This window comes from Lysobacter sp. Root690, assembly GCF_001427785.1.
GTDB lineage: Bacteria > Pseudomonadota > Gammaproteobacteria > Xanthomonadales > Xanthomonadaceae > Lysobacter.
On sequence record NZ_LMHM01000017.1, the window covers coordinates 345727 to 364771 of the forward strand.

Below are 19045 nucleotides of genomic sequence, written 5' to 3' on the forward strand. Positions count from 1 at the left end.
CGGCGCGCAGCTCGCAGCGCCATCGCATTCGCCTTTGCTGTTCCCCCCTTTGTAAAAGGGGGGCAGGGGGGATTCGCTTTTGCTCTCAATGAAGCAACAGCAAAAGCAAATCCCCCACGTCCGCTTCGCGGCCGTTCGCCCCCTTTGTCAAAAGGGGCAACAGCAACGGCGGCAGCTCGTGCAGTTGCACCGTCCGCGCTGAGCGCGGCGCTCGCTCACCAACCCGCGACTCACCCCGGCAACCGATCCAGCCTCACTTCAACATCGGCCCAAGCTTCGTCCAGACGTGATCGCGCAACTTCGGCTGCGCACTCGCGATCGGATGCAGGTTGTCGGCCTGGAACGCGGCACGGTCCATCGCCACCGGTTCGAGCAGGAACGGCAGCAGTTCAGTCGCGTATTTCTGCGACAGCTCGCGGTAGTTGCGTTCGAAGCCCTGGGTGTACTCCTTGCCCAGGTTGGGCGGCATGCGCATGCCGACCAGCAGCACCTGCGCCTTCGCCGCCTGCGCGGCCTGGATCATGCGTTCCAGGTTGGCCCGGCTCTGCGCCAGCTGCAGACCGCGCAGGCCGTCGTTGGCGCCCAGTTCGATCACCACCACCGCGGGCCGGTTGCGCTGCAGTTCGCCGGCGATGCGCGTGGCGCCGCCGGCGGTGGTTTCGCCGCTGATGCTGGCATTGACCACGCGCCAGCCCGGCTTGGTCTTGGCGATGCGCTGCGCGGTCAGCGAGACCCAGCCCTCGGATGCGGCCAGGCCGTAACCGGCCGAAAGCGAATCGCCCATGAACAACACCGTGCGCGCGGCCTTGGTCGCCGGCGCGGCAGCGGGCTGGGCGACGGCCTTCGAAGCCGCGGCGGGCTGCGCCTGCAACGGTGCCCAGGCGCTCAATAGCAGGGCCGAAGCGAGCATCGCCACGCGCAAGCCAGGACCGATGGCCCATTGAACCGGGCCGCGCGATGCCGCATATCCTTGCTTCGTGGCCAAGATTTCGCGGCCGCGGGCATGAGCAGGCGAACCTGCGTGGAGCGCCAATGCGGATGCCTGGCCTGCGCCGGCGCGCTGCGCGGCGGCGCCATCGCGACGTTCGCTGCCGTGGCAGGCGGCGTCCGGATCCGCAGAATTCCAGCGCTTAAAATTCCAGTTCTTAAAATTCATTTAATAACGTCTCCCGACACTACGGCGAGGCAAGCAGAAGGACGATCATGGCAGCTTCCAACCTGGCTGATTCGATCATGGCCGACGGCATCGTGAAAGACCACGATGAACCGCAGGCTGAAGCGCTGCGCACGAAATCGCGCGCGGCGATGCTCGAAGTCGAGGGCCTGGGCAAGCACGTGCCCCTGCCATCGGGCGAACTCGTCATTCTCGATGGGGTCGGTTTCTCGATCGCCAAGGGCGACACCGTCGCCATCGTCGGCGCCTCGGGCTCGGGCAAAAGCACCCTGCTGTCGCTGATGGCGGGCCTGGATTCGCCGAGCACCGGCACGGTCAAGCTCGACGGCGACACCATCTCCGCGCTCGACGAAGACGGCCGCGCGCGCGTGCGCAGCGAGAAAGTCGGCTTCGTGTTCCAGAGCTTTCAACTGCTGCCTTCGCTGACCGCGCTGGAAAACGTGATGCTGCCGCTGGAACTGCGCGGCGACCGCGACGCGCAGGCGCCGGCGAAAGCGATCCTGGGCAAGGTCGGCCTGGGCCAACGATTGGATCACTACCCGCGTCAGCTGTCGGGCGGCGAACAACAACGCGTCGCGCTGGCGCGCGCGTTCGTGACCCGACCGTCGCTGCTGTTCGCCGACGAGCCCACCGGCAACCTCGACACCCACACCGGTCAGGCGATCATCGAATTGCTGTTCGAACTCAACGCCGACGCCGGCACGACGCTGGTGCTGGTGACCCACGACGAACACCTCGCCGAACGTTGCCACCGCCGCATCCGCCTCGACAGCGGCCGCCTGGTGCAGGGCTGAGGCATGGGCCGCACTCTCTCGATGGCATGGCGGCAATTGCGCCGCGATCTCAAGGCCGGCGACGTCCGCATCCTGCTCGCCGCGCTGATCCTGGCGGTGCTCGCGGTGACCGCGGTCGGTTTCGTCACCGATCGCGCCGAGCGCGCGCTGGCGATCGAAGCCAACCGTCTGCTCGGCGGCGATGCGGTGATCCGCGCCGATCAACCGATCCAGGGCAAGCTGCGCGCGGCCGCGTCGGTGCCGCAACTGCGCCACGCCGAAGCGACCGAACTGCAGACCATGATCCGGGTCGGCGAGCGTTTGCAGCTCGGCGATCTGCGCGCGCTTGGCGCGGGGTTTCCGCTGCGCGGCAGCTTCCGCATCATCGATCGCGCAGGCGCGACCGAGCGCGATGCGCCCGGCGTGCCCGCACCGGGCACGGTGTGGATGAGCCAGGCCGGCGCCGACACGCTCGGCGCGCAGGCCGGGCAGGAGATCGCGCTCGGCGATGCGCGCCTGCGCCTGGCCGCGCTGGTGACCCAGGAACCTGATGCGTCGCTGGATTACTTCAACATCGCGCCGAAGGTATTCCTCAATCTGTCGGATCTGCCGGCGACCGGTTTGATCCAGCCCGGTAGCCGTATTCGCTATCGCATGGTCGTCGCCGGCCCGGCCAACGCGGTCGAACGTTTCGTCGCCGACGCCAAGCCCGCGCTCGGCCGCGGTCAGCGCTTGGAAACCATCTCCGACGCGCGCCCGGAAGTGCGCTCGGCGCTCGATCGCGCCGGCCGTTTCCTCGGTCTGGCCGCGCTGGTGTCGGTGGTGCTCGCCGCGGTCGCGGTGGCGATGGCCGCGCGCCGTCACAGCGAGCGGCATCTATCCGGCACCGCGGTCATGCGTTGCCTCGGCGCGAGCCAGCGCACCCTGGTCGGCATCCATGTCGGTGAACTGGTATTGCTCGGACTGATCGCCAGCGCGATCGGCGTCGCGCTCGCGTTCGGCCTGCAATGGGCGATCGGCGGCTGGCTGGAACAATCTCTGAAGATGTCGATTCCGGCCGCGGGTTTCATGCCGGCGGTGCAGGGCTTCGGCGTCGGTCTGGTCGTGCTGCTCGCGTTCGGCGCGCCGCCGGTGCTCGCATTGCGACGGGTGCCGGCGCTGCGCGTATTGCGTCGCGACCTCGATCCGACCGAACCGAGCGCGTGGCTTGTCGCGGTGGCTGGATTGGTCGGCCTGGGCGCGTTGCTGTGGTGGAAGGCCGGCTCGGTCACGCTTGGCCTGACCATGCTGGCCGGCATCACTGCGACCTTGGCCGTGCTCGCATTGCTGGCCTTGCTGATGATCGTGCTGGTGCGGCGCCTGCGTTCGCGCCTGCGCGGCAGCCTGCGTTACGGCCTGGCCAACGTCAGCCGTCGCGCCGGCACCAGCATCGCCCAGGTCTCGGCACTGGGCCTGGGTTTGATGGCGTTGTTGCTGTTGACCTTCGTGCGCACCGATCTGCTCGATCGCTGGCAATTGGCGCTGGCCGCCGATGCGCCGAACCGTTTCATCATCAACGTGCAGCCCGACCAGCTCAAGGACGTGCGTGGTTTCATCGCCGAGCAGAAGCTGCCCGCGCCGACCTTGTTCCCGATGATCCGCGCGCGCCTGGTGTCGTACAACGGCAAGCCGGTGACCGGCGACAGCTATATCGAACGCGGCGATCGCGCCAAGCAACTGGCCGAGCGCGAGTTCAATCTGTCGGTGGCCGACACGCTGCGTTCGGACAACAAGCTGGTCGACGGAAAATTCTGGGCGTCGCGAAAACTTGCTCAGCCGGAAGTCTCGGTCGAGGAAGGATTCGCCGAGACGCTCGGCTGGAAGCTCGGCGACACCATCGGTTTCGATATCGCCGGACAAAGTTTCAAGGCCAGGATCACCAGCCTGCGCAAGGTCGATTGGGAAAGCTTCAAGCCCAATTTCTTCGTGATCGCTTCCCCCGGGTCGATGGACGGCTATCCGGCCAGTTACATCACCGCGATCAGCGTGCCGCCGCAGCAGACCCGCTTCACCTCACAACTGGTCGAGCGTTTCCCGAATCTGTCGGTGATCGATGTCGAAGCGGTGCTCAAGCAGGTGCGCAGCACCGCCGATCAGGTCTCGACCGTGGTCGAGGTGGTGTTCTATTTCTCGCTGGTGGCCGGCGTTCTGGTGTTGATGGCGGCGGTGAGCGCGAGCCAGGACGAACGGCTGCTCGAAGGCGGAGTGATGCGCGTGCTCGGCGGCAGCCGTCGACAGTTGCGTCTGGCACAGGCGTCGGAATTCGCCGCGATCGGTTTGTTGTCCGGACTCACCGCGGCGATCGCCGCGTCGGTGTTGGCCGGCGTGGTCGCGGTGCAGGTGTTCGACTTGCCGTGGGAGTTCGACTGGCGCATGGCCGCGGCCGGCGGTGGCGCGGGTGTGCTGGCGGCATTGGCGGCGGGCATGTTCGCCACGCGCAAGGTTTTGGATGCGCCGCCTTCGGTGACGTTGCGTGAGTTGCAGGGATGAGTGGGTTGCGGATGTTGCGCTGAAGTCCGCGGCCCTCATCCGGCCCTGCGGGCCACCTTCTCCCGCTCTGCGGGAGAAGGGAATAAGACGCCGATTACTTCGAAATTTCGCTACTTAAAGCCCCTCTCCCGCGTGCGGGAGAGGGGTTGGGGTGAGGGCCGCGCCCCGACTGACGATCAAACCCCCAACTGCGGCTCAGCCTGAAACCTGCGCGCATACCCGCGCTCCTCGGCCACCCGTTCGACCTCGCCGTCGGCCAGTTCCGGCGCGGCATACACCGCATACGCCGTAGCACCGTCGCGCAGACCGACATGATGCAGGCGATAACGCGGCTGACCGCTGCCGGTGTTGGGCGGGTAATGGCGCGGCGGCTCGCCGCCTTCGAGATCGAGTTCGCTGTTGTCGACGGTGCCGCCGATGAAAAGGGCTCGCATCGTGATTCGCTCCTTGGGCTGGACCAGACTCGATCGTCGCCGTTACGACGTTGCGTGGCGATGAAGTCGATGTTCGTGGAGCGGCAAGCGGCCTCGATCGTCTGCGTACGTATGGACATCGCGGATGAAACCGCGCATGCCATCACTCACCCGGCGACAGATGCCCGGAAAACACCCGATGACGCGGATGCAGCCGCAACCACAAGGTCTGCACCAGCACCAACGCGGCGATCGCTACAGCGCACCAGGCCGCGACCTGCGCGCCGTTCAAAGCCGATTCGGATTGCTTGAGATACACCCCGATCAATCCCCACAGCGCGGCCGCTGCATAACCCAGGTTGCCGCGCATGCGTCCGTTCAACAGCAACACCAGCAACGCCGCAGCGGCGAACAGCGCCAGGCTCCAGCCGAGCATGTCGTCGACCGGCAGCAATCGATACGCGACCACGACTTGCGCGGTGTTCAAGAACGCCGCCAACGACAGCCAGCCGGCATGCAGCGAAATCGCGAACTTGGCCCACAACGCTTGACCGGGGGCCGGGGTCGGATCGCGCGACAGCAGCACCGCGCTCCAGGCCATGCAGGCCAGGGCCAGCCAGATCACCGCCAGCGCCAGCCAGAACCATTGCTGGGAGAAGATCGGCATCCACAGCGCGGTCAGGGTGAAACCGGCCGCCGCGGCCGGCCGCAACCGCTGCAGAGTGTCGTCCTCGCGCAATCGCGCGCGCAGCTGCCACAGCGCGAACGCCAGATCGAGCAGGAAGATCACGCCCCAGATCGCGAACGCATAGCCGGCCGCGACCAGCAAGGTGGGATAACGATCGGAAATCGCGCCGTTGTCGGGGCCGAAGTAGCCCTGTTGGGAAAACCAGGCCACCACCGGCATCAACACGGCGGCGAACAGCACGGACAGGCGCACGATGAACACTCCCGGCATTGCGATGCCCACACCCTAACGCGCAGCCGCGTAAAATCGGCGCGATGATCTCCTTCGAGCCCTTCCGCCATGCCCTCTCCCATGCGCGTTGACGCCTCCGACGACGCGCTCGACACCCTGTTCCAACCCTTCGCCGACGGCGTGCTGTCGTGGCCCGACGAAGGCGGCGCGCTGTTCCTGCGCGCGCGCGACGGCGTCGGCCTGCGCCAGCGCCCGCGCCCGGGGCTGGTCTGCGAGCAGGACTACAAGCCGGCGATCGATGCGCTGCATCGCGGCGGCCTGGACACCGTCGATCTCGACTCGATGCCGGCCGACCGGCGCTATCCGCTGGTGCTGGTGCTGCCGCCGCGCCAGCGCGACGAAGCGCGCGCGCTGTACGCGCAGGCGCTGGCCCGCACCGCGCCGGGCGGGCGCGTGGTCGCCTGCCTGAGCAACGACGAAGGCGCGCGTTCGGGCGAGGACGACCTGGGCCGGATCGCCGGCAAGGTCGGCAGCCTGTCCAAGCGCAAATGCCGGGTGTTCTGGACCGCGCCGCTGGATGGCCCGGCCGACCCGGCCCTGGCCGCCGCCTGGGCCGGCGGCGACCGGCCGCGCGAGATTCTCGGCGGGCGTTTCCTGAGCCGGCCCGGCGTGTTCGCCTGGGACCGGGTCGATCCGGCCTCGGCGCTGCTGGCCGAGCATCTGCCGGCCGATCTGGCCGGCCGCGCCGCCGACCTCGGCGCGGGTTACGGCTATCTGTCGGCCGAACTGCTGGCGCGCTGCCCGCGCATCACCGCGCTGGACGTGTACGAAGCGCAGGCGCGCGCGCTGCAACTGGCGCGGACCAATCTGCAACGCGTGCCGACCTCGGTGCCGATGGAGTTTTTCTGGCACGACGTCACCGCCGGCCTGGACGATCGCGGCTACGACGTGATCGTCAGCAACCCGCCGTTCCACGCGCAAGGTCGCGAGGAACGCCCCGATATCGGCCGGCGTTTCATCGCCGTGGCCGCGCAGGCGCTCAATCCCGGCGGCCGCCTGTGGCTGGTCGCCAATCGCCACCTGCCGTACGAAGTGGTGCTCGACGAACGTTTCGGCGAAGTCCGCACCGTGGCCCAGCAGGGCGGCTTCAAGGTGGTCGAGGCGATCAAGGCCAAGGCCGCGGGTAAATCCGCCGGCGTGGCGACCGGCAAACCCGCCGGCAAGTTCACCGGCAAGCCGGGCGGCAAGGGCGGAGCGCGCGCATGAAGCTGGTCAAGCTGATCGGTAACCTGGGCTACGGCAGCCGCAAGGAAGTCAGCGCGATGTTCCGCGAAGGCCGCATCACCGATCCCGACGGCGAGGTGCTGTACGCCGACGACAAGGTCGAGCACGCCGCGATCCGCATCGACGGCGAGCCGCTCGATCCGCCGGCCGGCTTGGTGCTGATGCTGCACAAGCCGACCGGTTACACCTGCTCGACCAAGGACCCCGGTCGCATCGTCTACGACCTGCTGCCGCCGCGGTTCCGCCTGCGTTCGCCGCTTCTGTCGACGGTCGGGCGGCTGGATCGCGACACCAGCGGCCTGTTGCTGTTGACCGACGACGGCGGGCTGCTGCATCGGATCGTGTCGCCGAAGGCCAATCTGGCCAAGGTCTACGAGGCGCAGTTGGCCGAGGACCTGCGCGGCGACGAAGCGGCGATCTTCGCCAGCGGCGAGCTGGAACTGGAATCCGAGCAGACCCCGCTGGCGCCGGCGATCCTGGAATCGATCGCGCCGCGTCAGGCGCGGCTGATCCTGACCGAAGGTCGCTATCACCAAGTGCGGCGCATGTTCGCCGCGGTCGGCAATCATGTGCAGGCGTTGCATCGCAGCCGCATCGGCGGTTTATCGCTGCAGGATCTTCCGGCGGGGCAGTGGCGGACCTTGGATGCGGCCGATCTTGAGACCTTGTTCCGTGGTTGATCCGGTCGATTCGCGTGATCTGATTCCGATCGATTTCATTCCCGCCGCGGTGCTGTTCGACATGGACGGGCTGATGCTCGACAGCGAGCGGGCCATGCTCGGTGCCTGGCGCGCGGCGGCGCTGGCCGAATCGATCCAGGCCGACGACGCGCTGTGGCTGTCGATGGTCGGCGTCCACGACCGCGCCAGTTTCGCGATCCTGTCCGAGCGCCTGGGTGAAGATGCGGCGACCCGCCTGCGCGCCGCCGGCGATCGTCTGTACGACGCGCAGGTCGCGGCGGGCCTGCCGCACAAGAACGGCTTGATCGAATTGCTGGATCTGCTCGACGCGCACGGCATCGCCAAGGCAGTGGCGACCTCGACCCGGCGCAAGCGCGCGCTGGCCAAGCTTGAGGCGAGCGGCTTGATCGATCGCTTCGCGGTGATCGTGACCGGCAGCGATGTCGAGCATCCCAAGCCGGCGCCGGACATCTATCTGTTGGCGGCGCGGCAGCTCGGGGTCGATCCGCGCGATTGCCTGGTGCTGGAGGATTCCGAGCCGGGCGTGCGCGCCGCATTGGCGGCCGGGGCGACGCCGATCCAGGTGCCCGATCTGGTCGCGCCCAGCGTGGAGCTGCGCGGGTTCGGGCATCGGATCGCGGGGTCGTTGGTGCAGGTGCGGGGGATGTTGCAGGCGGTGTTGGTTGGGCGCGGCCGGGTTGGGGTTGCGTTCGGCGCTTGAAGTAAAAGCGAATCCCCCTGGCCCCCTTTTGCAAAGGGGGAAGCCCTTCGGGAGAGTGGTGCAGGGCTGGGCGATCTCCGCGTCGGTTACCGAGCTACGCATCCCACCTACCTGCTTCCCCCTTTGGAAAAGGGGGATTGAGGGGGATTCGCTTTTGCTCTGTTTCTGCCTTGCTCTGCCTCTACGCGCAACCTAAGCGGCACCCACTCACTTAGCCAACAACGCCCGCCACCCCTCGAACCCCAACTTCTGCAGCGTCTCCAGATTCCGCTCCACGATCACATCCGGATCCGGAAACGCCGCCACCGCGCGCTCGACGCTCGCTTCGCGCAACAGGTGCAAGGTCGGGTACGGCGAACGGTTGGTGCAGTTGCCGACTTCATCGAACCCGGTACCGGCGAACTGATAGTCGGGATGGAAACTGGCGACCTGGATCTCGCCCTCCAGGTCCAATGCCGCGACCGCGCCGTCGGCGAGGTCGAGGAAATCGTTGAAGTCGAAGAAGCCCTGCAGCACCTGCGGGTGGATCAGCAAGGTGGTGTCGATGCGCTCGGGGTCGCTCTGTTCCAGCAGCACCAATTCCGAGGCGAGTTCTTCCAGCAGCGCCTGAGGCGTCTGCGCATCGCTCAGCACGAAGCGCACCTGGCCCTTGGCCAGCACCGCCTTGGCGAACGGACACAGGTTCAGGCCGATTACCGCGCGTTCCAGCCAGCGGCGGGTCGCGGCGATGGGTTCGGCCTCGTCCGATGAGGGGTCGTGGGGCGAAGCATGGCTCGACAGGGTATCGCTCATGGTCGCTGGCTCGCTGCGCAACGGAGGGTCGCGCTGATCAATCGCGGAGTTCAATCGCTGAGTTCAATCGCGGAAATTGTCGAACTGCAAGGGACGCTCGAATTCCATGCCCTTGAGCAGGGCGATCGCGGTCTGCAGGTCGTCGCGCTTCTTGCCGTTGACGCGCAGTTTGTCGCCGTTGATCTGGGTGTCGACCTTGAGCTTGGCGTCCTTGATCGCCGCGGCGATCTTCTTGGCCAGCTTCTGTTCGATGCCCTGCTGCACGGTGATCTTCTGCCGCGCGCCGGCCAGGTTGGTGTCCACGTCGCCGAATTCCAGGCAGCGCGCGTCGATGCCGCGGGCGGCCAGGCGGGCGCGCAGGATCTGGGTCATCTGCTCGAGCTGGAATTCGCTCGGCGCGGACTGGCTGATCGCCTTGTCGTCGAGCTCAAACTTGGCCTCGACGTTCTTGAAATCGAAGCGGGTGGTCAACTCGCGGTTGGCCTGGTCGACCGCGTTGGTGAGTTCGTGGGTGTCGACTTCGGACACGACGTCGAAGGAAGGCATGGCGCACTCGCAGTGAAGGGGGAACGGCGCAAAGGGTAGCGCAAGCGCCGTGGCGATACGCAGCGTTGCAGCGACGCGGGCTCGAAAAGCCCGCCAATTGACGGCGGCGGAACGTCGCCTCGCTAGAATCGAGCGCTTCCACGCCACCTGGACCCGCCCCATGCTCAAGACCGCCGCCTACGCCGCCCAAGACGCGCGTTCGCCCCTGGCCCCGTTTTCGATCGAACGCCGCGAACCCGGCCCGGACGATGTGCTGATCGACATTCTCTACTGCGGGGTCTGCCATTCCGACATCCATCAGGCCCGCGACGAGTGGGGCGGCTCCCGCTTCCCGATGGTGCCGGGCCACGAGATCGTCGGCCGGGTCGCCCAGGTCGGCGCCAACGTGCTCGGGTTCCAGGTCGGTGACGCGGTCGGGGTCGGCTGCTTCGTCGATTCCTGCCGCGAATGCCCGCAATGCCATGCCGGCGAGGAGCAGTACTGCGACCAGGGCATGACCGGCACCTACAACTCGCGTGAACGCGGCACCGGCATCGCGACCCAGGGCGGCTATTCGACCCGGATCACCGTCGATCAGGCCTATGTGCTGCGCATCCCGGCGTCGATTCCGCTCGACCGCGCCGCGCCGCTGCTGTGCGCGGGCATCACCACGTATTCGCCGTTGAAGCATTACGGGGTCAAGGCCGGCGACGAAGTCGCGGTGGTCGGCCTCGGCGGCCTGGGCCACATGGCGGTCAAGTTGGCGGTGGCGATGGGCGCGCGGGTGACGGTGCTGAGCACTTCCGAATCCAAGCGCGACGCCGCGCTGGCGCTGGGCGCGCATGCGTTCGCGGCGACCCGCGACGAGACCACTTTCAAGACCCTGGCGCGTTCGTTCGATTTCATCATCGACTCGGTGTCAGGCGATCACGACTACAACGCTTACCTGGGCCTGTTGAAGTTCGACGGCACCATGGTCCTGCTCGGCATTCCGGAAACCCCGTCGACGGTCGCGGCCGGCGCGCTGATCATGCAGCGGCGCAAGCTTGGCGGCTCGTTGATCGGCGGCATCCGCGAAACCCAGGAAATGCTGGATTTCTGCGCCGAACACGGCGTGGCCTCGGATATCGAACTGATCAACATCGCGCAGATCAACGAGGCTTACGAGCGCATGATCAAGGGCGATGTGCGCTATCGCTTCGTGATCGATATCGCGAGTTTGAAAGAGGCGGCTTGATGCCTAGCGGCGTCTGGTCATCGTGATGCTCGGTGGGCCGCTGCGGGATTCGCGGCGGCCTGCGCGTCGTTGTGGCGGCTTGCCGTAACGCGCGTGTCGCGCATCTTATTTTCGCGTCGCTGGCTCAAGGTCGTCATTCCCGCGCAGGCGGGAATCCAGAGACTTCATAGTCATGTCGCGGTCAGGGCGTGGATCGCCGGCTTCGTGTGGATGACTGGTTTTGCGTCGTTGTTTCAGATCATCCTTCCCGCGAAGGCGGGCTCCGCTCCATTTTTTCGCGTCGCTGGCTCAAGGTCGTCATTCCCGCGCAGGCGGGAATCCAGAGACTTCAGAGTTCTATCGCGATCAAGGCGTGGATCTCCGGCTTCGTGTGGATGACTGGTTTTGCGTTGTTGTCTCAGATCGTCCTTCCCGCGAAGGCAGGCTCCGCCCATTTCGGCGGAGCCGAACATCCAAGGCTTCATCCAGGCATGACTCTGAAGTCTCTGGATCCCCGCCTTCGCGGGGATGACGGGCAAAAGCAGGAGCACACAGAGGCGTCGGCCTCGCAGTTCCCAGCAACCCGGCGCTCTTGCCACCACCATCGCACGCACTCGCTAAGCTGCGTCCATGCCCCTGCTACTCATCATCCCGCTTGCCCTGCTGGCCCTGGTCCTGCTGTGGGCCCTGTTGCTGCCGATCGGCCTGATCCAGCGCTATCGCTATGGCAAGGCGCGACGTCGCGCCGTGCCGTGGGTGGTGCATCTGGCCGCGGCGTTGTCGCTGCTGTCGCTGCTGATCTTCTTCTTCAGCGCCTGGCTGGTCGGCCACTGGATCGACGACGCGCCCCTGTACGCCGGCGGCGGTCTGCTCGCGGGCCTGTTGCTCGGCGCGCTCGGCCTGGCCCTGACCCGCTTCGAACACGAACCCAAGGACTTGTACTACACCCCCAACCGCTGGTTGATCCTCGGCCTGACCCTGATCGTCGCCGCGCGCATCGTCTACGGCCTGTGGCAAGGCGCGCAGGGCTGGAGCGGGCACGGCGCGTGGTTGCCGCGCCAAGGCAGCCTGTTCGCGGTCGGCGGCTTGTTGCTCGGTTACTACCAGCTCTACACCCTGGGCCTGCGCCGCCGCTTGCGCCGGGTCGCGCTCACCGCGAACGGATGACGCAGCGCAGATGACGCGCCCGGCGCGGCGCGGCATGATGAACGGTCCAGTCCGCAGCGCCGCCATGACATTTCCGCGCCACTCCCGCCCAATCATCTTGCGTAACCACGCCGCCGGCGCGATTCGCATCGCCGCGCGCGCGCCATGACCGCGGCCCACCCGCACCGCGGCCGCGCCATCGTCACCATGCTGGTCGCGGTGCTGATGTTCTCGTTGATGGACGCGGTGCTGAAGCTGTTGTCGGATCACTATCCGCCGTTCCAGGTCGCGACCCTGCGCGGCCTGTCGTCGTTGCCGTTCGTGCTGACCTGGGCGCTGGCCAGCGCCGGTTGGCGGCCGCTGCTGCGGGTGCGCTGGCCGTTGCATCTGCTGCGCGGGGTGCTCGGCATCGGCATGATGGCCAGCTTCGTCTACGGCGTGAATCGCCTGCCGTTGTCGACGACGTATTCGATCTTCTTCATCGCGCCGCTGCTGATCACCGCGCTGTCGGTGCCGATTCTTGGCGAGCGGGTCGGGCCGCGGCGCTGGATCGCGATCGGTATCGGTATGCTCGGCGTGCTGGTGCTGCTGCGCCCGAGCGGCCAGGGCATGCTCAGCATGGCGGCCTTGGCCGTGCTCGCCGCGGCGTTCGGCTACGCGGTCAGCGCGATCACCGTGCGCCTGCTCGCGCGCACCGACAGCACCCAGGCGATGATGGTGTGGCTGATGGTGATGATCACCGTCGGCGCCGGCGCGCTGGCCTGGTCGGGCTGGGTGCCGCTGCGCAGCGAGGACCTGTGGCTGATCCTCGGCCTGGGCATCGCCGGCACCATCGGTCAGTACGCGGTCACCGAAGCCTTTCGTCTGGGCGAAGCCTCGCTGATCGCGCCGCTGGAATACACCGCGCTGATCTGGGGCGTGATGCTCGACCTGAGCCTGTGGGGCGTGCTGCCCGACTCGGTGACCTGGATCGGCGCGGCGATCATCGTCGCCAGCGGCCTGTATCTGATGCGCCGCGAAAGCGTTCACGCCGAAGCTGAACATCCATAGCGGAAGCAGGTGCTGGCGACAGTAACCCCCTGCCACGACGGATACTGGCGAGTGCAGACCCTGGCGAAAGCAGGCCTCAGCCAGCGTGCCCATCGACGCGACAAACTCGGCACACCTCTCCCGCGCGCGGGAGAGGTCGGCGCGCGCAGCGCGCCGGGTGAGGGCGCGCCGGCGTCATGGACACGACTCCCGGCGCCACCGCATTCATTGGATTCAAGCTTTCGCCGCAGCGCGCCATGACGATCGGGTTGCCTGCGCGTAGTGTCGAGGCGTAGTCCGCAGTTCAGGGGGAAACGCCACATGACCGCACTCGTCCATGCGCCCGGCGCGCCGTGCTGGTTCGAGCTGGCGACCGACGATCAGCCCGCGGCCGACGCTTTCTACAGCGCCTTGTTCGGTTGGACCATCGAACGCACGCCGATGCCGGCTGGCAGCGCCTACACCACCTTCAAGCTGGCCGGCCGCGATGTCGCCGGCAGCTACCCGCTGGTGCCCGGCGCCGCGCCCGGTCCCGACGGCAACAGCACCTCGCACTGGGGCGTGTACTTCCGCGTCGCCGACTGCAACGCGATGACCGCGCGCGCGGTCGCGCTGGGCGGGCGCATGCTCGCCGCGCCGTTCGAACTGATGGAACACGTGCGCATGGCGGTATGCGCCGATCCCGAAGGCGTGGTGTTCTCGCTCGCCCAGCAACGCGCGCATCCCGGCGTGGACGCGATCGGGGTCGACAACGCGGTGTGCTGGGCGGAACTGGCCACTCGCGATATCGGCCGTGCCGAAGCCTATTACCAGCGCTTGTTCGGCTGGCGCATGCAGGCGCATCCGGCGGCGCCAGCCGGGTACCGCGTATTCGTCGATCAGCAGCGCATGCTCGGCGGTCTGTTGCAGATGACGCCGGACTGGGGCGAGATCGCGCCGCATTGGTCGATCTACCTGCAGGTCGCCGATGTCGACGCCTGCGCCGCGCGCGCGCTCAGGCTGGGAGGCAGCATCGCGTTTCCGCCGTTCGATGCGCCGGGCGTGGGACGGATCGCGCGGGTCTGCGATCCCGGCGGCGCGGCGTTTTATCTGATCAAGTTCCTCTGATCGGATCGTTGCCGGTCGCGTAAAAAAACGGGCCCCGCGAGGGGCCCGTCGGTGTTGCATGGATCGTACCGCGTGACAGCGTGCGACTTAGAAGCGCGCGCCCAGACCGATACCGATGGTCACCGGGTTCAGCTCGGCTTCGCCGACCTTGACGCCGTCGAGCTTCACATCCGGCTTGCCCTGCATGTAGCGCACGTCAGCGCGGGCGAACCAGGTCGGGTTGATGTTGAGATCGACGCCGGCGGTGGCCATCGCGCCCTTGGCGTTCTCGATGCCCAAGCGGTTGCCGCTGCTCAGCGTTTCGTTGCTGTAGTTGGCTTCGTAGTAGCCCAGGCCCACGAACGGACGCACGATCGTGTCGGCGCCGCGGAAGTGGTACTGGCCGCTCAGCGCGACCGGCTGCGAATCGACGCTGCCGATCTTGCCGCCGCCGGTGTTGACGCGCTGACCGAGCTTGTCGGCCGCGCCCCACGCTTCGATGGCGATGTTGTCGTTGATGTACCAGCTGGCGCTGAGGGTCGGGGCACCGCCGCCGTCCACGTTGGTGCGCACGCCGCCGATCTGCGGATTCTTGGTCGGTTCGCTGAGCGAGTAACCGCCGACGACGGCGAAGCGCTTACCGCTGGCGCTGTCGGTGGAAGCATCCTGAGCGAAGGCGGCCGGGGCGAAGGCCATGGTGCCCAGCAGGGCGAGGGTCAAATGAGAAATGCGGATCATGGAGTGGACTCCTGTTGTTGTGGTGTTGCACGACGCCTTGGGGGAGGCGGAGCGCAAGGTAACAACGCATGCATGAACCGAACTTGCCGCGCGAATGTGTGTGAAGGAACTTTTCACGGACGACACGTGCTAGACCCGTGTTTTCAAGGGGAAAATGAACGAAATGAACAAATATTGAAACGAGCGAATTGAACGAAATTCGTTCACGCGGCGATGGTTTATGAACGAGATAAAGGCGCTGGTTTTAAGCAGGAATAGCGAAAAAACTCGGTAAAACAAGCACTATCGGACCATCGCGAAAAATTCGACCGGAACGCGCGCCGAGTCGATCGAGGTATGCGAATCATCGAATCATCCGCGCGATGCGCGAAGTAGATTCGCTTGAAGCCAATCGAAATCGCGAGAAAAACCCCGTTTGCATCGATTGCGTCATCGATGTGTTCCACTGCGGAAACGTCGTTCATCGCGCTTACGGCGCGTTCGAGTCACCGTTGCGCGAACAAAGCGGGCATCGCGAATCGATCGCGACGGTCGATCGCCCGCCAGCCGCCCGATTGCGCACGGTCAACCGCCATGACAAAGGTCACGCCACCCATCGGCACACGAAATCTGGACGCCGCGACCGCACTGTGGTCGCCATTGAACCGTCCAGGAACCGACGATGCGCCTGTCCCGCTCCGTACTGATCGCCGCCATGGCCACCACCACGCTGGCCAGTGGCCCGGTCTTCGCCGCCAACGTCCATGTCGACGCGAGCTGCGAGATCGACAGCGCCTTCGACCTGACCCTCAACGAGCGCAGCCTGATCCTGACCCGCGAGGACGGCGTGCCCAAGGCGATCGTGATGCGCCAGGGCCGGCTGTTCGTCGACGACCGCTGGGTCGAACTGAGCCGCGACGACGCGCGCCGCATCGCCGAGTTCGAGAAAGGCGCGCGCGCGGCGATGCCCGAGGCCCAGTACATCGGCCGCGAGGCCGCCGACATCGCCTTCACCGCGCTGGGCGAGGTGGCCGCGGTGCTGGGCAACCATCCCGACCGTACCCGCGGCCGCATTGATCAGATGCGCAAGGATCTCGATAAGCGCCTGAGCAACGTGGTCACCCCGACCCACTTCAGCGGCAAGGTGCTCGGCGACGGCATCGCCGACGCGCTTGGCGAGAACGTGCCGATCCTGGTCGGCGAACTGGTCGGCGGCGCGGTCACCGCCGCGCTCAGCGGCGACGCCGAGCGGCTCAAGCGCCTGGACAGCCTCGACGCCAAGATCGAAGCCGCGGTGCAGCCGCGCGCCGACGCCCTGGGCCGCCGCGCCGACAAGCTGTGCCGGCAGATGGTCGAACTGGACGCGATCGACAATGCGCTGAGCTACCGCTACGACGGCCGACCGCTGGAGTTGCTGCGGGTCCAGATCAAGGACAACAAGTCGAGCGGCGCCGACAAGCATTGAGTCGCCGCGCCTGGAGCAACACGCGTCGGGGCGAATCCGCTGGCCGCGCGCTGATCGGCGGCCCGCGCCCGCGTCCCGCCGGCGTGGGCCGCGACGTCCATCCCAATACCTGGGCGTACGTAGAGCCCCGTCAGGCCGCCGGCATTGCCGCTTAGGTCTTTAGTACTGCATGGGCCGCTGTGCGGTTGGCGTGACCGGCCGCAACCGCCACAATAGGGTTTTCGCGCATTGCGGAGCCCCACGAACATGGCTGATCTGAAGGAAGCACGCGTCCCCGACATCGGCGACTACGACGGCGTACCCGTCATCGAACTGCTGGTCGCGGTCGGCGACACGGTGACCCAGGACCAGGGCCTGGTCACGCTGGAATCCGACAAGGCCACCATGGAAGTGCCCGCGCCGTTCGCGGGCGTGATTCGCGAACTCAAGGTCAAGATCGGCGATCAGCTGGCCGAAGGCAGCGTGGTGGCGTTGATCGAACCCCTCGAAGGGGAAGAAAAAGCAACGCCCGCGAAAGCCGAAGAGCCCGCCAAACCCGCCGCGCCCGCCGCTGCGACCAAGGCCGAAGCCCCCGCGCCCGCGAAGCAGGAAGCTGCCAAGCCCGAAGCGCCGGCCAAGTCCGAAGCCGCTCCGGCGCCCGCCCCGATCGCCGCCGCCAACGCCGGCACCGACCCCGAAGCGCTGCCGCCGCGCACCCCGCCGGTCGCCTTCACCGCCGAAGAGCTGATGCCCGACAAGGTGCCGTACGCCAGCCCAGCGGTGCGCCTGTTCGCGCGCGAGCTCGGCGTCGACCTGAGCCGCGTCACCGGCAGCGAGCGCGGTGGCCGCATCAGCAAGGAAAACGTGCAGGCCTTCGTCAAGGGCGTCATGCAGGGCGGCGGCGGCGGTGGCGCGGCCAGCGCCGGCGCGGCGCCGAGCCTGGGCGGCGGCCTCAACCTGCTGCCGTGGCCGAAGGTCGACTTCAGCAAGTTCGGCGAGACCGAGGTCAAGCCGCTCACCCGCATCCAGAAGCTGTCCGGCGCCAACCTCGCGCGCAACTGGGCGATGATCCCGCACGTCACCCAGCACGACGATGCCGACATCACCGACCTGGAAGCGCTGCGCGTGGCGCTCAACAAGGAAAACGAAAAGGCCGGCCTCAAGCTGACCATGCTCGCGTTCCTGATGAAGGCCTCGGTGTCGGCGCTGCAGAAATTCCCGAACTTCAACGCCTCGCTCGACGCCAGCGGCGAAAATCTGACGCTGAAGAAGTACTTCCACATCGGCTTCGCCGCCGACACCCCGAACGGCCTGGTCGTGCCGGTGGTGCGCGACTGCGACAAGAAGGGCGTGCTGCAGATCGCCAAGGAAACCGGCGAACTCGCGGCCAAGGCGCGCGACGGCAAGCTCGGCCCGGCCGACATGAGCGGCGGTTGTTTCTCGATCAGCTCGCTCGGCGGCATCGGCGGCACCGCGTTCACCCCGATCGTCAACGCGCCGGAAGTGGCGATCCTCGGCGTGTCCAAGTCGGCGACCAAGCCGGTCTGGGACGGCAAGCAGTTCGCGCCGCGCCTGATCCTGCCGCTGTCGCTGTCCTACGATCACCGCGTCATCGACGGCGCCGCCGCCGCGCGTTTCACCGCGCATCTGGCGCAGTTGCTGGCCGACATGCGGCGGGTGTTGCTGTAAGCGCGGTTCGCGGTCGTCGCGTGGCCGGTTCGCCGCCGCGATGACCCGCGCATTGCCGCCCGTGTCGGCGGTGATGCGCGCAACGCCACGATCGCCACGCCTCGCCATTGCCTTGCCAGTACGTTCCTCGCCAGTACGCCCCCGACGCCAGCCGCCCACACAGGATCGCCCGTTGCAATGAGCCGCATGCCCTTCGCACGTTCTGGTTCCGCTTCGCGCCGATGCGCATGGTTCGGTCTGGCCTTGATCCTGGCCGCGCCGCTCGCGCAGGCCGCCGACGGCTGCACGTTCGCGCTCGGTCGCGGCTGGCCGCCGGCCACCGAAAACCACGGTTCGGCGGTGGAACAGTTGCTCGCGGCCAAGGCCGCGCCACGGCTGAGCCTGACCTATCTGCCGCAGCGCGGCGTGGAAAGCGGCCTGATGCTGATCGCCGGCGAAGGCGAGGCCGACTGGACGGTGCGTCACGCCGTGCCCAACGAGCGCGTGCAGAGCTGGAGTTCCTCGCGCAGCGGCGGCGCCCTGCAACTGCGCGTGGAGCAGGAAGTCGACAAGGAAGAAGCGCCGATCCCGCAGGCACTGGCCGCACGTGTGGTCAGCGCCTGGAAGCGCGCGCTGACCACGATGGCGCCGGACGACAAGCCGGCCGAGTTCCACGACAAGGATCAGCTGCTGTTCCTGGTCGATGGCATCCGCGTCAGCGGATTGCGTCCTGACTGCGGCGTCGGCGAAACCTTGATGGAGCAGGCCGGGCTGATGACCGAGGCCGCCAACGAAAGCATTTCCAAGCGCGAGCGCCGCTGGCGCGCGCTGGGCGAATCGCTGGACCAGCTCGACGCCCAGCTGGCCCAGGCCGGCAGCGCCGCGGCCGGCGAATGATCGTCCCGGCCGCCGCGCGCCTGCCCGCACGC

General features: G+C 67.2%; 19 protein-coding genes. 13 read left to right on the forward strand and 6 right to left on the reverse strand.

Annotation, left to right across the window (positions count from 1 at the left end; genetic code table 11):
* Positions 1–253 precede the first annotated feature (253 nt).
* Positions 254–910 carry an arylesterase gene (locus ASD86_RS22060; RefSeq protein ID WP_082578652.1) on the reverse strand — a complete coding sequence of 219 codons (657 nt, stop codon included), beginning with the start codon at positions 908–910 and terminating at the stop codon, positions 254–256.
* A gap of 395 nt (positions 911–1305) precedes the next feature.
* Between ASD86_RS22060 and ASD86_RS22065 the strand changes: the two genes are divergently transcribed.
* Together ASD86_RS22065 and ASD86_RS22070 are read left to right on the forward strand one after the other, a co-directional pair.
* Positions 1306–1968: an ABC transporter ATP-binding protein gene (locus ASD86_RS22065; protein ID WP_056116531.1), complete on the forward strand. Its 663-nt coding sequence runs from the start codon at positions 1306–1308 to the stop codon at positions 1966–1968.
* 3 nt (positions 1969–1971) lie between these two features.
* Complete coding sequence (locus tag ASD86_RS22070) at positions 1972–4476, forward strand: FtsX-like permease family protein (protein ID WP_056115901.1); 2505 nt, start codon at positions 1972–1974, stop codon at positions 4474–4476.
* Positions 4477–4652: 176 nt separating this feature from the next.
* Here the strand turns inward: ASD86_RS22070 and ASD86_RS22075 are convergent, their stop codons facing one another.
* Positions 4653–4910, reverse strand: coding sequence for a hypothetical protein (locus tag ASD86_RS22075; protein WP_056115904.1), 258 nt, complete (start codon positions 4908–4910; stop codon positions 4653–4655).
* A gap of 142 nt (positions 4911–5052) precedes the next feature.
* The gene (locus ASD86_RS22080; RefSeq protein ID WP_056116533.1) at positions 5053–5829 is read right to left on the reverse strand and encodes a hypothetical protein; all 777 of its coding nucleotides are present in this window, start codon (positions 5827–5829) and stop codon (positions 5053–5055) included.
* A gap of 87 nt (positions 5830–5916) precedes the next feature.
* Between ASD86_RS22080 and ASD86_RS22085 the strand changes: the two genes are divergently transcribed.
* The 3 genes from ASD86_RS22085 to ASD86_RS22095 are packed head-to-tail and all read left to right on the forward strand — an operon-like array spanning position 5917 to position 8493.
* Positions 5917–7074, forward strand: a complete 1158-nt coding sequence (locus tag ASD86_RS22085; RefSeq protein ID WP_056115907.1) for a class I SAM-dependent methyltransferase — start codon at positions 5917–5919, stop codon at positions 7072–7074.
* The gene (locus tag ASD86_RS22090; RefSeq protein ID WP_056115910.1) at positions 7071–7772 is read left to right on the forward strand and encodes a pseudouridine synthase; all 702 of its coding nucleotides are present in this window, start codon (positions 7071–7073) and stop codon (positions 7770–7772) included. The genes ASD86_RS22085 and ASD86_RS22090 overlap by 4 nt, the downstream gene beginning before the upstream one ends.
* Before the next feature lie 19 nt (positions 7773–7791).
* Positions 7792–8493: an HAD family phosphatase gene (locus ASD86_RS22095; RefSeq protein ID WP_255357313.1), complete on the forward strand. Its 702-nt coding sequence runs from the start codon at positions 7792–7794 to the stop codon at positions 8491–8493.
* Between the two features lie 207 nt (positions 8494–8700).
* On the opposite strand, the gene ASD86_RS22100 is transcribed toward ASD86_RS22095, so the two are convergent.
* Together ASD86_RS22100 and ASD86_RS22105 are read right to left on the reverse strand one after the other, a co-directional pair.
* Positions 8701–9285: a DUF1415 domain-containing protein gene (locus ASD86_RS22100; RefSeq protein ID WP_056115915.1), complete on the reverse strand. Its 585-nt coding sequence runs from the start codon at positions 9283–9285 to the stop codon at positions 8701–8703.
* A gap of 63 nt (positions 9286–9348) precedes the next feature.
* Entirely contained in the window at positions 9349–9831 is a 483-nt protein-coding gene (locus ASD86_RS22105) for a YajQ family cyclic di-GMP-binding protein (protein ID WP_056115918.1), read from the reverse strand.
* A gap of 160 nt (positions 9832–9991) precedes the next feature.
* On the opposite strand from ASD86_RS22105, the gene ASD86_RS22110 reads away from it, so the two are divergent.
* From ASD86_RS22110 to ASD86_RS22125, 4 genes are all read left to right on the forward strand, one after another.
* On the forward strand, positions 9992–11047 hold the full coding sequence (locus ASD86_RS22110) for an NAD(P)-dependent alcohol dehydrogenase (protein ID WP_056115921.1): 1056 nt from the start codon (positions 9992–9994) through the stop codon (positions 11045–11047).
* Positions 11048–11656: 609 nt separating this feature from the next.
* Complete coding sequence (locus ASD86_RS22115) at positions 11657–12193, forward strand: hypothetical protein (RefSeq protein ID WP_056115925.1); 537 nt, start codon at positions 11657–11659, stop codon at positions 12191–12193.
* A gap of 144 nt (positions 12194–12337) precedes the next feature.
* Positions 12338–13222: a DMT family transporter gene (locus ASD86_RS22120; protein ID WP_235567863.1), complete on the forward strand. Its 885-nt coding sequence runs from the start codon at positions 12338–12340 to the stop codon at positions 13220–13222.
* A gap of 300 nt (positions 13223–13522) precedes the next feature.
* A complete protein-coding gene (locus tag ASD86_RS22125; RefSeq protein ID WP_056115932.1) occupies positions 13523–14308 on the forward strand; it encodes a VOC family protein in 786 nt (261 codons plus the stop codon).
* A gap of 87 nt (positions 14309–14395) precedes the next feature.
* Here ASD86_RS22125 and ASD86_RS22130 read toward each other — a convergent pair whose 3' ends face one another.
* A complete protein-coding gene (locus tag ASD86_RS22130) occupies positions 14396–15025 on the reverse strand; it encodes an OmpW family outer membrane protein (RefSeq protein ID WP_056115936.1) in 630 nt (209 codons plus the stop codon).
* Between the two features lie 362 nt (positions 15026–15387).
* Between ASD86_RS22130 and ASD86_RS27030 the strand changes: the two genes are divergently transcribed.
* The 4 genes from ASD86_RS27030 (at position 15388) to ASD86_RS22145 (ending at position 19013) form a co-directional block, all read left to right on the forward strand.
* A complete protein-coding gene (locus ASD86_RS27030) occupies positions 15388–15711 on the forward strand; it encodes a hypothetical protein (RefSeq protein ID WP_157477011.1) in 324 nt (107 codons plus the stop codon).
* Complete coding sequence (locus tag ASD86_RS22135; RefSeq protein ID WP_056115939.1) at positions 15687–16469, forward strand: DUF2884 family protein; 783 nt, start codon at positions 15687–15689, stop codon at positions 16467–16469. Before ASD86_RS27030 ends, ASD86_RS22135 begins: the two co-directional genes overlap by 25 nt.
* Positions 16470–16715: 246 nt before the next feature.
* A complete protein-coding gene (locus ASD86_RS22140; RefSeq protein WP_056115943.1) occupies positions 16716–18137 on the forward strand; it encodes a dihydrolipoyllysine-residue acetyltransferase in 1422 nt (473 codons plus the stop codon).
* 177 nt (positions 18138–18314) lie between these two features.
* A complete protein-coding gene (locus ASD86_RS22145; RefSeq protein WP_056115948.1) occupies positions 18315–19013 on the forward strand; it encodes a hypothetical protein in 699 nt (232 codons plus the stop codon).
* The last annotated feature ends 32 nt before the right edge of the window (positions 19014–19045 follow it).